The organism is Vibrio hepatarius, from assembly GCF_001274785.1.
In the GTDB taxonomy this organism is placed as follows: Bacteria; Pseudomonadota; Gammaproteobacteria; order Enterobacterales; family Vibrionaceae; genus Vibrio; species Vibrio hepatarius.
Genome location: NZ_LHPI01000003.1, coordinates 40903 through 55436, shown reverse-complemented (window position 1 = coordinate 55436; position 14534 = coordinate 40903). Strand labels below are relative to the sequence as shown.

General features: G+C 47.4%; 16 protein-coding genes and 1 other RNA gene. 10 read left to right on the top strand and 7 right to left on the bottom strand.

What is annotated here, in order from left to right; genetic code table 11:
* The first annotated feature begins 7 nt into the window (after nucleotides 1-7).
* The 4 genes from menB (at nucleotide 8) to AKJ31_RS23195 (ending at nucleotide 3611) form a co-directional block, all read left to right on the top strand.
* Nucleotides 8-874 (top strand): 1,4-dihydroxy-2-naphthoyl-CoA synthase, encoded by an 867-nt coding sequence (gene menB / locus AKJ31_RS05595; RefSeq protein ID WP_053408124.1) that lies wholly within the window; start codon nucleotides 8-10, stop codon nucleotides 872-874.
* A gap of 112 nt (nucleotides 875-986) precedes the next feature.
* Nucleotides 987-1973 carry an o-succinylbenzoate synthase gene (gene menC, locus AKJ31_RS05590; RefSeq protein WP_053408123.1) on the top strand — a complete coding sequence of 329 codons (987 nt, stop codon included), beginning with the start codon at nucleotides 987-989 and terminating at the stop codon, nucleotides 1971-1973.
* Nucleotides 1973-3340: an o-succinylbenzoate--CoA ligase gene (gene menE, locus AKJ31_RS05585; RefSeq protein ID WP_053408122.1), complete on the top strand. Its 1368-nt coding sequence runs from the start codon at nucleotides 1973-1975 to the stop codon at nucleotides 3338-3340. The genes menC and menE overlap by 1 nt, the downstream gene beginning before the upstream one ends.
* A gap of 97 nt (nucleotides 3341-3437) precedes the next feature.
* Nucleotides 3438-3611, top strand: coding sequence for a hypothetical protein (locus AKJ31_RS23195; RefSeq protein ID WP_167419012.1), 174 nt, complete (start codon nucleotides 3438-3440; stop codon nucleotides 3609-3611).
* Here AKJ31_RS23195 and AKJ31_RS05580 read toward each other — a convergent pair.
* The 3 genes from AKJ31_RS05580 to AKJ31_RS05570 all read right to left on the bottom strand — a co-directional run bounded on the left by AKJ31_RS05580 (nucleotide 3608) and on the right by AKJ31_RS05570 (nucleotide 7134).
* Nucleotides 3608-4531 (bottom strand): YeiH family protein, encoded by a 924-nt coding sequence (locus AKJ31_RS05580; protein WP_053408121.1) that lies wholly within the window; start codon nucleotides 4529-4531, stop codon nucleotides 3608-3610. The two genes, AKJ31_RS23195 and AKJ31_RS05580, sit on opposite strands and share 4 nt — an antisense overlap.
* 112 nt (nucleotides 4532-4643) lie before the next feature.
* Nucleotides 4644-6515 (bottom strand): MFS transporter, encoded by a 1872-nt coding sequence (locus tag AKJ31_RS05575; protein WP_053408120.1) that lies wholly within the window; start codon nucleotides 6513-6515, stop codon nucleotides 4644-4646.
* A 28-nt stretch (nucleotides 6516-6543) separates the two neighbouring features.
* Complete coding sequence (locus AKJ31_RS05570) at nucleotides 6544-7134, bottom strand: TetR/AcrR family transcriptional regulator (protein ID WP_053408119.1); 591 nt, start codon at nucleotides 7132-7134, stop codon at nucleotides 6544-6546.
* 193 nt (nucleotides 7135-7327) lie between these two features.
* Here AKJ31_RS05570 and AKJ31_RS05565 point away from each other — a divergent pair, with 193 nt between their 5' ends.
* Nucleotides 7328-8203, top strand: a complete 876-nt coding sequence (locus tag AKJ31_RS05565) for a Tim44 domain-containing protein (protein ID WP_053408118.1) — start codon at nucleotides 7328-7330, stop codon at nucleotides 8201-8203.
* Nucleotides 8204-8318: 115 nt separating this feature from the next.
* Entirely contained in the window at nucleotides 8319-8639 is a 321-nt protein-coding gene (locus tag AKJ31_RS05560; protein ID WP_053408117.1) for a DUF1244 domain-containing protein, read from the top strand.
* A 78-nt stretch (nucleotides 8640-8717) separates the two neighbouring features.
* Here AKJ31_RS05560 and AKJ31_RS05555 read toward each other — a convergent pair whose 3' ends face one another.
* Nucleotides 8718-9785, bottom strand: coding sequence for a PLP-dependent cysteine synthase family protein (locus AKJ31_RS05555; RefSeq protein ID WP_053408116.1), 1068 nt, complete (start codon nucleotides 9783-9785; stop codon nucleotides 8718-8720).
* Nucleotides 9786-9905: 120 nt separating this feature from the next.
* Here AKJ31_RS05555 and AKJ31_RS05550 point away from each other — a divergent pair, with 120 nt between their 5' ends.
* Complete coding sequence (locus AKJ31_RS05550; protein ID WP_211263044.1) at nucleotides 9906-10379, top strand: Lrp/AsnC family transcriptional regulator; 474 nt, start codon at nucleotides 9906-9908, stop codon at nucleotides 10377-10379.
* Nucleotides 10380-10400: 21 nt separating this feature from the next.
* Here AKJ31_RS05550 and tesB read toward each other — a convergent pair whose 3' ends face one another.
* Nucleotides 10401-11261 (bottom strand): acyl-CoA thioesterase II, encoded by an 861-nt coding sequence (tesB, locus tag AKJ31_RS05545; RefSeq protein ID WP_053408115.1) that lies wholly within the window; start codon nucleotides 11259-11261, stop codon nucleotides 10401-10403.
* Nucleotides 11262-11470: 209 nt separating this feature from the next.
* Between tesB and AKJ31_RS05540 the strand changes: the two genes are divergently transcribed.
* The gene (locus tag AKJ31_RS05540; RefSeq protein ID WP_053408114.1) at nucleotides 11471-11899 is read left to right on the top strand and encodes a YbaY family lipoprotein; all 429 of its coding nucleotides are present in this window, start codon (nucleotides 11471-11473) and stop codon (nucleotides 11897-11899) included.
* A gap of 30 nt (nucleotides 11900-11929) precedes the next feature.
* Here the strand turns inward: AKJ31_RS05540 and AKJ31_RS05535 are convergent, their stop codons facing one another.
* On the bottom strand, nucleotides 11930-12232 hold the full coding sequence (locus AKJ31_RS05535) for an MGMT family protein (protein WP_053408113.1): 303 nt from the start codon (nucleotides 12230-12232) through the stop codon (nucleotides 11930-11932).
* Nucleotides 12233-12283: 51 nt separating this feature from the next.
* Here AKJ31_RS05535 and AKJ31_RS05530 point away from each other — a divergent pair, with 51 nt between their 5' ends.
* On the top strand, nucleotides 12284-13024 hold the full coding sequence (locus AKJ31_RS05530; RefSeq protein ID WP_053408112.1) for a VP0952 family biofilm-associated protein: 741 nt from the start codon (nucleotides 12284-12286) through the stop codon (nucleotides 13022-13024).
* 179 nt (nucleotides 13025-13203) lie between these two features.
* Nucleotides 13204-13300, top strand: an RNA gene (ffs, locus tag AKJ31_RS22520) — signal recognition particle sRNA small type.
* Between the two features lie 80 nt (nucleotides 13301-13380).
* Here ffs and AKJ31_RS05525 read toward each other — a convergent pair.
* Complete coding sequence (locus AKJ31_RS05525; protein WP_053408111.1) at nucleotides 13381-14364, bottom strand: LysR family transcriptional regulator; 984 nt, start codon at nucleotides 14362-14364, stop codon at nucleotides 13381-13383.
* Between the last annotated feature and the right edge of the window lie 170 nt (nucleotides 14365-14534).

Here is a 14534-nt window from a genome sequence, read left to right as displayed (position 1 = left end):
AATCACCATGTCAAAAACAGTCGGTATCTCAGAAGAAGAACTCTACGCTCCAGTCTACTGGAATGACTGCTCAGGTGAATATGAAGATATTCAGTACCACAAATCAGAAGATGGCATTGCGAAAATCACAATTGCGCGCCCACAAGTGCACAACGCATTCCGTCCGCAAACCGTAAAAGAGATGATCAACGCGCTAGCAGATGCTCGCTATGATGAAGGCGTTGGCGTGATCATCCTGACTGGCTTGGGCGAGAAAGCCTTCTGTTCAGGCGGCGACCAAAAAATCCGTGGCGATTACGGCGGCTACCAAGACGATTCAGGTACGCACCATCTAAACGTGTTGGATTTCCAACGCCAGATTCGTACTTGTCCAAAGCCTGTGATTGCTTCAGTTGCAGGTTGGGCTGTCGGTGGCGGTCACGTTCTGCATATGATGTGTGACCTAACGATCGCAGCTGAAAACGCGCAGTTCGGCCAAACCGGTCCTAAAGTGGGCTCTTTTGATGGTGGCTGGGGCGCATCCTACATGGCACGTATTGTTGGTCAGAAGAAAGCTCGTGAAATCTGGTTCCTTTGTCGTTTCTACGACGCACAAGAAGCGTTAGACATGGGGCTAGTAAACACGGTTGTTCCTCTCGAAGATCTAGAAAAAGAAACGGTACGTTGGTGTCGTGAAACGCTACAACACAGCCCAATGGCGCTGCGTTGTCTTAAAGCGGCATTGAACGCGGACTGTGATGGTCAGGCGGGTCTGCAAGAACTCGCGGGCAATGCGACAATGATGTTCTACATGACCGAAGAAGGTCAGGAAGGTCGCAACGCATTCAACGAGAAGCGTCGCCCAGACTTTAATAAGTTCCCTCGTAACCCATAAAGCGTCGTCACACGTATTCAATTTAGGCAGCAAGATGTGATTGCTGCCTGACATCGAATCCGTATTTGAATCAACGCTTATTTTATCTAGATAACGGAAAGGGAATATTGGTATGAGATCTGCCAAACTGTATCGCTATGAATTGCCGATGGACAGTGGCGTGATACTGCGTGAACAACGATTGAAAGTTCGTGAGGGTTTCATCGTTGAGCTAGCACAGGATGGTCAACTAGGTAGAGGCGAAGTCGCTCCGCTGCCAGGGTTTAGTATTGAGTCGTTGGATGACGTTTACTCGCAGTTGGTTGAGCAACTGGCTCAGTGGCAGCGCGGTGAAGAATTAGCGCTTGATGAGCTTTACCCATCGGTTGCCTTCGGTATTTCGATGGCGCAACTTGAATTGGACAATATCTTGCCGCAAGAGGGCTGTTACCAAGCTGCGCCGTTATGTTCAGGTGATCCAGACGAACTGTTGCCGAAGCTCAATGCCATGCAAGGTGAGAAAGTCGCGAAGATCAAAGTCGGCCTGTATGAACCGATTCGCGACGGCATGTTAGTCAATCTATTCTTAGAGTCCATTCCGGACTTGTCTCTTCGCTTGGATGCTAACCGAGCCTGGACTGCTGAAAAAGCACAGCAGTTTGCTAAGAAAATTGCGCCGTCTTTGCGTCAACGTATTGCGTTTATTGAGGAGCCTTGCCAAGTGCCAGGAGACAGCTTCTCATTTGCCATCAATACAGGTATTGCGATTGCTTGGGACGAAACCCTGCAACATGCGATTCGTAAAGATGCCTTTGCTCTGCAAGATCTTAACGGCGCTAAAGCGATCATCATCAAGCCGACTCTGATTGGTTCAGTCGAGCGTTGTATTGCTCTGATGGAAAAAGCCAAGGTGCTGGGAATCAAAGCGATAATCAGCTCAAGTATTGAATCAAGTTTAGGTCTGACCCAACTTGCCAGATTGGCTCAATGGCAGCTACCTGAAGAAGTTCCAGGGTTAGATACTGTTGGCTTGTTTGCTCAGCAGCTTGAAGTCGCATGGCCGGGTTGTGAACTGCCAGTTGCATCTTTAGCTGACCAAGCGCTGATTTGGCAGTGCTGATGACAAGTCGCGTTTCACCACTTAAAAGATGGGCTCAGCAGAGCCCATCTTTGTTAGCTCTTTCGACTCCTCAGGCTCAATACACTTGGCAGCAATTAGCAGCGAAAGTAGAGTGTGTTGCTGCTTCTTTGCGCGTTCAAGGCGTAGCGAAAAATCAGGTTCTGACTTGTGTTGGTAAGAATAGCGCTGAATTAGTCTTTACCTATCTCGCCTGTATGGAAATTGGCGCCATATGCGCGCTGGCAATGCCGCAAACCAAAGCTGAGTTGGAAACGAAACTGGATGCGCTCTACGCAGATGCGAATGCACGTAAATTGTGGTTAGTCCAAGATAACGATGTGCTTAGCGAGCTTGCGACGATTCATTTCTCACAACAATCCTCTAATGAAGTTGAATCCGATTACGACCCGAAGAACATTGCCTCCATCGTATTTACCTCTGGCTCAATGGGAGTTCCAAAAGCGGTCGCGCACACCAGTGAGCAGCACCTTGCTTCCGCATCGGGCTTATTGGAGAAGTTTCGCTTTCAACAAGGAGATACTTGGTTACTGAGCTTGCCGATGTATCACGTGTCGGGTTTAGCGATCATTTATCGCTGGCTACAAGCGGGCGCGAGCTTAAAAGTCGGCAGCGGTGAGCTACACAATGACATTTGTGGCGTTAGCCATGCTTCTTTGGTCGCGACGCAACTAAAGCGCCTATTGGAAAGCAAGCAAGCTCTGTCACTCACGCATGTGTTACTTGGCGGTAGCCATGTACCTCTTTCTCTCAGTCAGCAGGCGGCAGCGCAAGGAATTGAAACCTGGCTGGGCTATGGCATGACGGAAGCCGCATCAACGGTGACCGCGAAACAAATCGACCAACATTACAGCGCTGGTAGCATGCTGCCTAACCGTAAAGTGATGCTCAAAGGACAGCGGATCTTCATTGGCGGTGAAACACTGGCGTCGGGTTACTACTATCAAGGGCAATTGACGCCATTGCTACAAGACGGTTGGTTTGACAGCAAAGACCTAGGGGAATGGATTAACGACGAGCTGAAAATTATCGGTCGGGCGGACAACCTGTTTATCTCAGGCGGAGAAAACATCCATTGCGAAGAGATCGAAGCTGAGCTTAACAAGCACCCCGAGATCATTCAGTCTATTGTCGTGCCTGTCGAAGATGCCGAGTTTGGTCACCGCCCCGTTGCTGTAATTCAAACCCGTACAGAGCTCTCGCAAGCAGAGATAGAAAGTGCGCTTGGATCATTGACGCGCTTCAAATGGCCAATTGGCTACTATTCGATGCCGGAAATCTTGCTGACAGAAGGGATAAAAGTGCCAAGAAGTAAGGTCGTGCGCTGGCTAAGCTCCCAACTTAGTTAAATTCGCGATTTCATAGTCCAAAAGAGAATTTAACCCGCTTATAACTCTAATTCATAATATTCTGGTTCAATTATGGATATGGGTATAAGACGGAGCGATGAAAGCAATACTGATTTTGGCGATTGTGCTTCAGGTGATTTTAGCGACGCAGAGCGAAGGATTAACGCGCTCATTAGCGGAGCTGTCTGCGTTTCTATTGGTGCTGGGATTAGTGTTCAGCATAAAGAAAACGCGACACAAAAAGGCCGCGTTTGAACCAGAAGAGCTTTAACTTATCGTCAGCCACGCGAGTGAGAGCGTTGATATCGACACCCACAAACTTACACCAAACATTAGCGGCTTAGCGCCTGCCGCTCTGAGCTTCTCGATAGAAATACCGCAACCAATCAAGAACAAACACACCACCAGTGCTCGTTTCGCTACCTCGAAAATCCCTTGATAAACCATCTCGAATTGCGGCAATAAATCGCTAAATGCGATCGCAACGCAGTAAAACAAAATGAAGTAGGGAATGGTGACTTTCTTTGACTCATTACGGAACAAAAAGGCGCTAAATAACGCAACCGGAATGATCCACAACGCTCTTGCCAGTTTAAGTGTCGTTGCTGTTGTAAGCGCTTCCTCACCGTAGGCCGAAGCCGCTCCAACCACTGACGAAGTATCGTGAATCGCTATCGCCGCCCAAGTACCGAAAGTATGTTGGTCTAAGTTCAGCGCGTGGCCGATCACGGGGAAGATAAACAGCGCAATTGAGTTCAGTACAAACACCGTTGCTAGAGAAAGACCGATTTGCTCATCACTGGCTTTGATCGCTGGCGATACGGCAGCTATCGCGCTACCGCCACAAATCGCCGTGCCGGCCGAGATCAAATACCCGGTTTGTTTGTTCAACCCAATCGCTTTTGCTACCCACCAGCCGACAATTAATGTGCCTAAAATTGTGACAATGATGATGCCAATGCCATCGGCTGTAACAGCTAGCGCTTGTTGAAATTGGATGCCAAACCCTAAGCCTACAATCGAATAAGCAAGCAGTTTTTTGGTGATTTTGGCTAAGTTGAGGTGCGTCGGAACAAAGCCTAAAGAAGCAAGGAAAAAGCCGATAACCAGCGCGGTCGGGGAAGAAACAAAGGGAAACAGACAGACAACGAGCGCAAGCCAAAAAGGAAATTGCTTTTTTAGGTTATTCATTATTGCAATAGCTTAATACCAGAAGAGGCCATAGTGTAAGCGACTTGGTTTGATAAAGATAATTGAATCAACTGAACACCTGTTCAGAAAATCTGAACAGGTGTCGATATACTTAACGCCAGTCGCCGCGCAGTGCGGACACTTTTTCGTGCATCAATGTCGTAGTGGCGATATCTGGAGACACGGGCTCGCCAGCTTCGATTTCGAGCTTGGACCAGAAGCGTGTCGGTAGGCCTTTACACGCACGACCTTTGTAACGGCTAAAGTAACTTCCCCATAGTCCTTTCAGTGCCATAGGAATGACCGGAACCGGGCTGCGTCTCAGGATGATATCCATTCCGCGCATAAACTCATTCATTTCGCCATCAGCCGTCAATCGACCTTCAGGGAATATACACACGATATGGCCTTCCGCCAGCGCTTGCTCAACTTCATTGAAGGCGCGGCGAATGGAGTTACGATTGCTCGCCGAAATAGGGATCACACCAGCACGTTTCAAGAAACGACGTAATGGTGGCAGGTTGGCGTAATCTTCTTCCATCACAAAACGAATCAGGCGCGGGCATACGGCAGAAAGCAACAACGCATCCATATAGCTGACATGGTTGCAAACAATCAGCGCACCACTTTTTTTCGGCAAGTAATGCAGGTTCTTGTGGTTCACTCGATACATAGTATGAGTTAACACCCAAACCAAGAATCGGATAACAAAGATTGGTCGTTGCATAAATAAATACACTGCAACCATCAAGTTCAACGCTGCTAGCAACGTAAACAGCTGTGGAATCGTCATGCCGATCAGGCTCAGGCAGACAATGCCTAATACAGCGCTGCCGACCATAAAGGATGAGTTGTAAATATTTAGCGCGGCAACGACTTGCGCACGTTCGGTAGCTTTGGCACGCTGCTGCATCAGTGCGTACAAAGGAACGATAAATATCCCACCTGAAGCCCCTAATAGCAGTAGATAGGTAAACACCGACCACAGCGGCTGGTAGGCGACAAAATCAGCAAAGTTTTCAAACTCAGGCAACGTTTCAGGCACCGAGCTTGCCATTAGCCAACCAAAGATCGTAATACCTAAACTGCCGATAGGGACGATACCGACTTCAATCCGATGGTTGGATAACTTGTCACACGCTAATGACCCGGCGGCAATACCGACAGAAAACAGCGCCAACAAGAACGACACCGCACTTTCGCTACCATTGAGGTAGACCTTGGTAAAATTTGGGAACTGGGTAAGGTATGCCGCACCTAAAAACCAGAACCAACTGATCGCCATTAAAGACTGAAATGTGGTGCGGTCGGCCTTGGCGATAGCGATGGTTTGTTTCGTTTGTCGAATCGGTTGCCAACGGAACTTAAGATCTGGCGCGGCGGCAGGTGCTTCCGGAATCGAGCGGCTCGCAATATAACCCAGTAACGCAAATACAATGACCGATCCAGCGGCCCAGTATTTCGCGCTCTCTGCTGATGCAATCACCCCCGCACCCAAAGTGCCGAGTAAGATCGCGAGGAAAGTGCCAGTTTCGACCAGCGCGTTGCCAGGCACGAGTTCTTCTTGTTTTAGCTGTTGGGGTAGCAGTGCGTATTTGACCGGACCAAAAAATGCCGATTGTGTGCCCATCAAAAACAGCAGTAACAATAGAATTAAGTAGCTCTCGGTGATAAAGCCAATCGCGCCTAAGCACATGATGCCGATTTCGGCCAACTTAACCTTACGGATAAACCAAGACTTTTCGTATTTGTCGGCGAGGACGCCCGCTGTGGCTGAGAAAAGGAAGAAAGGCAAAATGAATAAGCCGGCAGCGAGGTTGATGAAAAGATTGCTTGAGACAGGCAGTAAACCCGTGCCAGCAAAGGCAACAAAGAGCAGAAGAACGTTTTTAAAAATATTGTCGTTAAATGCGCCGAAAAATTGGGTGATAAAGTAGGGCAGAAAACGTTTCTGCCCTAATAGAGAAGTTTGGCTGTTTGGCATGATTACCTAAATTCCTTTCGGGCGTCGATTACCAGTTGGCGAGGTAGTTGGTCAATAGGTTGTCGATCAGCTCTTTACCGTCGATAGGTAGTGAAGCGAAGAACTTATCGTCGACACTCAGAAGCGTCACGCCATGAACACCAGACCAAAGCACGCGGCTTGCTTCTAACACTTCCACGTCTGTGCGCTCAGGCGCCATCACTTTAAGTAGGTACTCGAGCATTCCCGTCATTCTATTGATTCGCTCCGCTTGCCATTCAGGCAACGTTTCACCGTTCATGTTGTGCTCGAAGATCAACTGCCAGCGGTATGGGTTCTTGTGTGCAAAGTCGTGGTAGCAGTAGGCGAGTTTAAATAACGCCGTTTTTGGATCATCGTTTTCGCACACAGACGAGCGAGCTTCTGCAGAAAGTTCATCTAAGGTTTGTGCCACCGCGTGAAGCAGCAAAAGATTGTAGTTGCCGAACACGTTAACCAAAGTGCTTGGCACATAGCCAATCATGTTCGCGATTTTGCGCAAACTTAGGTCGTGGTATGAATTTTCTTTAAGGAACTCCTTCACCGTATCTAGGGTGAGGGCAATAAGCTCTTCTCTCGTATGATCGTTTCGTCTGGCCATGGTAATCAATATAAAATGAACAACGTTCAATATTCTATGAGCGACACTGAGTACCGTCAACTTAGGCAAATGAGAAATTGCAATATTCTGATACAAGTGCACACGAGTAATTAGTTTGCTTAAGGTGAATGAACCTTTATTATGAAAGTATAACTAGAATCTAACATCTCGAAAGAACCCTTAAAGGATAAATATGAAGCGATTGTTTTCACTTGTTGCTTTGCTGATGGTTTCTGTGGCGATCACACCGATTGCAGAAGCGAAGAAGTTTGGTGGCGGTAAGTCTTTTGGTAAGAGCTACAAGACGGCACCTGCGCCTAAGCAGCAAACTCAAAATACCAGCACTGTTGGCAAGGATCAGACGGCAGCGGCGAAAAGTTCAAGTAAGAAAGGTCTAATGGGCGGCTTGCTAGGTGGTTTGCTGGCTGGTGGTTTGTTAGCGGCTTTCTTCGGCGGCGCATTCGAAGGTATCCAATTTATGGATATCCTAATCCTTGGTCTACTGGCGTTCCTTATCTTCAAGCTTATGCGTGGGCTTCTCGGGGCGAAGCAAGGCAGTATGAACCAGCAGCGTCAGCAGCCTGCATTCGGCGGTTCAGCTCCTAAATTTGAACAACCAAATGTTCATAATTTCGAGCAACCTCAAAATACTGCGCAAGGTGGTTTTGGTTTCGGTACTCAAACTGACATTCCGCACAACTACCCACCGGGTTTTGACCAAGCAGCATTTATTAATGGTTCGCGTGAGCACTACCGAATCCTGCAAGGTGCTTGGAACCATAACCAGCTAGATACGATTGAAGAATACGTTTCTCCAAGTCTGTTTGCTGATCTGCAAGCAGAGCGTGCAAAACTGGATGGTGAGCAACACACTGACGTGATGTACGTCGATGCAGAAATCGTACGTGCAGACTACGATGCGTCTAAAGCTCAGCTTAGCCTGCAGTTTAGCGGTCGCTACCGTGATGCGGTTGAAGGTATCGAAGAGAACATCGAAGATATCTGGCACCTAGAACGCGATCTGACAACACCAAATGCACCATGGTTGATTGTTGGTATTCAAGGTTAAGATAAACCGAAATGAAATAAACGCCTGAGCAGATGCTCGGGCGTTTTTGTATTGTTTCTATGTCCGTATACTTGGTAGTATTCTTTAAAACAAACACTATAAAAAGGTAAGTAAAGTGGCTGAATTTAAATACAAAAATTTATCTCAGGAAGAACAAGACAAGTTAGATGCCGCGGTGTTCCGTCGTTTGCTTGCGCACCTAGATGACAACAAAGACGTACAAAACATTGACTTGATGATTCTGGCTGGCTTCTGCCGCAATTGTTTCAGCAAATGGTACAAAGCGGAAGCGGACAACCAAGGTTTGGAACTGGACATCGACGATGCGCGTGAGCGTGTTTACGGCATGACTTATGATGAATGGAAACAAAACCATCAGCCAGCGGCGACACCAGAGCAGTTAGCGGCATTTGAAGCGCGCCAAAACAAAAAATAATCCTGCATATAGTAACGCCACCCACTTTGAGTAAGTGGGTGGCGTTTTTTCTAGCTGACGTTGCTATTTATTATCTGGTTAGGCGATATGACCTGTCGCTTCAAAGCCTTCTAACTTGGCTAAATAAGGTTGTAAATCGCCAATATTCTCTTTTACCCACTCTGGGTTGTAGTAGGTATCCAAGTAACGCTCGCCACTATCGCATAGCAATGTGACAATTGAACCTGTTTCACCTTTCTGTTTCATTTCACTGGCTAGCTGCAACACACCGTATAAGTTAGTGCCAGTCGATGCGCCAACTTTGCGGCCAAGAATTTTCTCTAACCAGTGCGCGGTCGCAACAGACGCTGCATCTGGGATCTTGCGCATTTCATCGATCACACCAGGAATAAAGCTTGGTTCGACACGTGGGCGGCCAATGCCTTCGATTTTACTGCCGCAGTCGCCGGTTAAATCCGCATTACGAGATTGAAAGTAGTCAAAGAAGACCGAGTTATCTGGATCAACCACGCACAATTTGGTGTCGTGTTTCTGATAACGGATAAAGCGTCCGATCGTTGCCGACGTCCCCCCTGTGCCAGGACTCATGACAATCCAAGTTGGTACTGGGTGATCTTCAAGCTCCATCTGGCTGAAGATAGCGTTAGCGATGTTGTTATTGCCGCGCCAGTCCGTCGCACGCTCGGCATAAGTAAACTGGTCCATGTAATGACCATTGAGCTCGTCAGCGAGGCGTTTAGACTCTGCATAGATTTGGTCTGAACGGTCAACCAAATGTGCCTGTCCACCATAGAATTCGATCTGTTCAATTTTCTTACGGGCGGTGCACTTTGGCATCACAGCAATAAACGGTAAGCCTAGCAAACGGGCGAAGTAAGCCTCTGAAACCGCGGTACTGCCAGAAGAAGACTCGATAATTGGAGTATTTGGTCCAACCCAACCGTTACAGATCGCGTACAAAAATAGTGAACGTGCCAAACGGTGTTTCAGCGATCCTGTCGGGTGTGTACTTTCATCTTTTAGATAGATATCGACGCCATCGACACTGGGTAGATCAAGTTTAATCAGGTGAGTATCAGCACTGCGCTGATAGTCCGCTTCAATCTTACGCACCGCGTCATTAATCCAATTGTGGTCAGTACACATGGGTAGGGAACTCCTTAGAATTGTTATGCTGACAATGTAGCGCTTCACCTAGAGAAAAACTTTGCTATTTTTGCTTCGATTTGCTTTATTTGGAGAAAATATTTCTACGATATAAAATATATGGAAATTGAACTTGATAAAATTGACCGAAAAATGCTCAATCTGTTGCAGCAAGACGGAACGCTTTCGCTGAACGATTTAGCCGACGCGGTCAATCTGACAACTACACCGTGCTGGAAACGATTGAAAAAGCTTGAAGAAGCAGGAGTGATTGAAAAACGTGTCGCGCTACTCAGCCCTGAAAAACTCGATTTGTCGTTTACTGCGTTTGTGATGATCAAGACCAGTGATCATTCCCATGAATGGTACAGCCACTTTGTTTCAACAGCAGCCGAGTTTCCGGAAGTGATGGAGTTTTATCGTATGGCGGGGGAGTACGACTATATGATGAAGGTGTTGGTCAAAGATATGCCGTGTTTTGACCGTTTCTATAAAAAATTGGTGAACTCGGTTGCGGGTATTTCGAATGTGACTTCGACGTTTGCGATGGAACCATTGAAGTACACAACCGCGCTACCAATTGGCGGAGAATAGCGCTCCGCCAATTGATATTGTTTATTTGGTGAAGCGCATGACGCCTTCTTGAACCGCAGACGCTACCAAGTGGCCTTGGCGGTTGTAAATTTCACCACGCACCAAACCGCGAGTATTGCTGGCAGTTGGGCTATCGATAGCGTAAAGCAGCCATTCGTCCATCTTGAATGGGCGGTGGAACCAGATCGAATGGTCGATCGTCGCAACTTGGAAGTTTGGTGTCATCAGCGACACGCTGTGAGGATGCAATGCTGTCACCAAGAATCCCCAATCCGAGGCGTAACCAAGCAGGTATTGGTGGATCAATTGGTTATCTGGCACCGCGCCGTTTGCTTTGATCCATAGATATTGCTTCGCTTCAGTCTTTTCTGGTTTGAGCGGATTGACGACATTGACAGGACGCATTTCAATCGGCTTTTCACCACAGAAAGTACGTTTGAGCTTTTCTGGCAGAACGTGTTCAATGCGCGCCGCTAACTCAGATTCGGAAGCAAAGTTTTCTGGTCCAGGGATATCTGGCATGGTGTTTTGGTGCTCAAAGCCTGGCGCTTCGCCATGATAAGAAGCGGTGAGGTAGAAAATTGGACGACCATTTTGAATCGCTTTGACGCGGCGAGTACTGAAACTGCGGCCATCGCGAAGGTTTTCTACGTCATAGATAATCGGTTTTTCTGGATCGCCAGGGTAAAGGAAGTAACTGTGAAATGAGTGAACGGTTCTGTCTGCATCAACCGTGTAACGAGCAGCAGAAAGTGCCTGGCCAATCACCTGACCGCCGTACACTTGTGGCAAGCCTAAATTCTCACTTTGACCTCGAAACAGGCCTTCTTCTAGTTTTTCTAATTGCAGCAGATTTAACAGCTCGCTCAGCGCTTTACTCATTAATCCTCCCCAGTTTCGTTATTATTTTGCTTAGGTCAACACGCTCTAGTCATTCTACGCGGTTTAGCGATAATTTAAACATCTGTATAAGCGTAATGTCATTAAACGCCCTGTACGTAAAAAACCTGTCAACACTAGGTTGGCTGCAATGACATTTACATATTCCCTACCTATAATCATTGTGAATTTAATGATTTAAGAGAGGCTTTATGAAAAAGGCACTAGCACTTGTAACGTCAGTTGTATTAGGCGCGGTTTTAATGGGTTGCCAAGCTTCAGAAGAGAAAGTTGAAGAAGTGAAAAATGACTCTATTACAGGTACGGTAGCGTACCGTGAGCGTATTGCTCTACCAGACAACGCGGTTGTAGAAGTATCACTTCAAGACATCTCACTTGCAGATGCTCCAGCGAAAGTGATTTCAACCCATCGCTTCGAAACCAATGGTGCGCAAGTTCCTTTTGAGTTTTCATTAACGTATGACGCAAACAAGATTGAACCGCGTCACCGCTACAGCGTCAGTGCTCGTATCGAAGTTGACGGCAAGCTTCGCTTCATTACAGATATGAACTACGGCGTGATTACGGATGAGAACAACACAGACAACGTAAACCTACGTTTAATCTCTGTTAATCAATAAGCCGACCTCAAGGTTTGTTTACAATGGCAGCTACGGCTGCCATTTGTATTTTCTCAGGCTCACTTTGCCGTCTCTGGTAACTTCGATGCCATCAGCGATCATTTCTTCTCTCTGTCTTACCAGATCTTCTCCATTTAAAGAGATTCTTCCCTGACTGTTAATCACTCTAAACCAAGGCAATTGCGTTCCTTGGGGTAAGTTGCTTAGCGCCTTACCAACATGACGTGCATACCCTGGGTAGCCCGCAAGTTTGGCGATTTCACCGTAAGTTGTTACTTTTCCAGCTGGAATTTGGTGAATTACAGCAAAGATTTGCGCTAAAAACTGGTCCATAATGACGTTGTCCTAGTTCGAATTTTTCCATGGAAGGGATAAGGAGAGGGCATGGTATTTTCTACATTTCAGTTCTTAGTGACAACTCTACTCGCGGTGGTTTGTGCGCGAGCTATCAGCTTGAGCGAAGGTGACATTCCAATCCTCGCATTACTTATACCTGCATTGTGGGTGCTTCCTCAAGGTGGGGTAAAAGGGCTTATCCTCATGGCCGCTATGGTGACCTACGGATTAACTTTGCCATATCAACCTATCGCGCTTTCTGTCAGCGTATGGGTATTGTTCCCTCTGTTGATGGTCGTGTTCTCTAGACGCAGTAGTATCGGTGTCTTGGCGATTGCCGCTTTGATCGTCGTAACGCTTCAAGTTGGCATCATGGTGACGCAATCTGGTGGAAAACTGGACGGTGAGCCTATCGCGACAGTAGTGCAAACTCTGGCGGTGATGGTGATTTGGTGGACAGCCAACAAATGGCGAGCGTCAAGCAAACACAGCTGGTGGGTATTAGGGCTGATTCTCCCTCTATGGTTGGCGGACCTTTCTTATGCAGCGTTAGTGGCATTGTCGGTCACCGGGATTATCGCTTCCATGGAAAGCTTATCGCGGCTCAAAACATTCAAGTGGAGCAAACTGCTTTGTTGGACACTGCCGACGGTGGGTTTCGCCGCGTTGGTTGTTTCGCCAAACATCGACGTGCCTAATCCGGTATTTGTCGTTTGGCTATGTTTGCTCACCACGGCTTGGATGACGGATTACATCCTGAAAAGCGTCGAAGAAGAACAAGACGTATAAAAACAAAAGCGTAGCGGTGAGCGACGGTGATTTATACAAACTGCCGAGCTCATGGTTACTCACTGAGCAGTTAAACCTAAAACGCGAGTTTTATTTGGTTTATCGCTTGAAATACTCACAGGGATGCTTGATAATCCTCCCACTCCTTAGCGATGCTAAGGAAAACGAATCTATGGAGGCCCTGGTCCTCCCGCAACAATAGCTCGTGAACTCGGTCAGGTCCGGAAGGAAGCAGCCGCAGCGAGTGACTTGTGTGCCGGGATGTGGCTGGGGCTTCCACCCATTTAAAAAGCCGCTTTTATTAGCGGCTTTTTGCTATCTAGACATTCTTAATAGCCTTCCTATTGCATCACAAATCACTCCCCAGTCGGCTGGTGGTGTGCGCTTTGAATCGCGTTTAGTGCGTTACGTACCAACAGCTGAGTTTGCTGTTTAAGCATTCGGACAAAGTGAACTTCGATATCACTTAACGCGACGGTATCAGGTGTGACGAGATACATTTCGGTTACGGGTAGTGATTCATAGGGTGGTAAAGGCCACAGCATGCCTTGGGCAACATAAGGCTTGGCGCTCTCTACCGTCAACGCGCCAAATCCAATTCCAGCCATGATCATACGGCGCACTTCTTCGAGGTTGGACGATACCGCGACCAACTTGCCCCAAAACTGCTGCTGCTCGCGAAAGTGTGCAATCGCATCCAATCCCTCACCGGGCTGATCGCTCTCAAATGAGATATACGGCAAGCCTTTAATTTCTTCGAGGGTTAGGTCATCGCGTCCAAAATACGGGTGCGTCCGGCCGCAATAAAAGCCCATTTGTTCGTAGCCGAGGAAATCACAACGAATCCCGGTTTTGGTAATCTTTTTATTGCTCAATCCAATCCTCAACAGACCATCGGCCACGTGGCTGACGATATCCGCGCTTGGGTGTGTGTTGACGTTAAAAATCACGTTGGGAAACAGAGAGTGGTACTGCGTTAATGTCGCGTCGAACGCCTGACATTGCAGGTGGCTGGCGATCTCTATTGTGAGTTCGCCTTGGATATTATCCGCTTGGTCGACAAATTGATCGGCCATATTGCCGATAATCCGGCTGACCGACGACGCATATTCATACACTCGCATTCCGTGCAGAGTCAGAGAAAAGACGCCTTTTTTACGCAAGATAAGTCGCTTGTCGACGTGCTCTTCGAGTCGTTTGAGTGCGTTACTCACACTTGGCTGACTAAGCGATAGCTTACGTGCTGCGGCGCTTATCCCACCTTCATTGACGATGGTTAAAAACGTGTACAACAAGTTCCAATCAAGATTACGCAGCAGTCGGTCTTTGGCGTTGAGCATGAAGTTCTTTCCTTGAATCTTTTATCCATAGCGACAGGCTATGTATATCATACTTATTCATCATTATGGGTATTAACCAATTTTTAACATACTCAATAGTGTCCTTGTGATCGTTTGCCGAGGTCGAAGGGAGTTGTCTTCGTGGCGAGCGACAAACCGAAATAAACCAT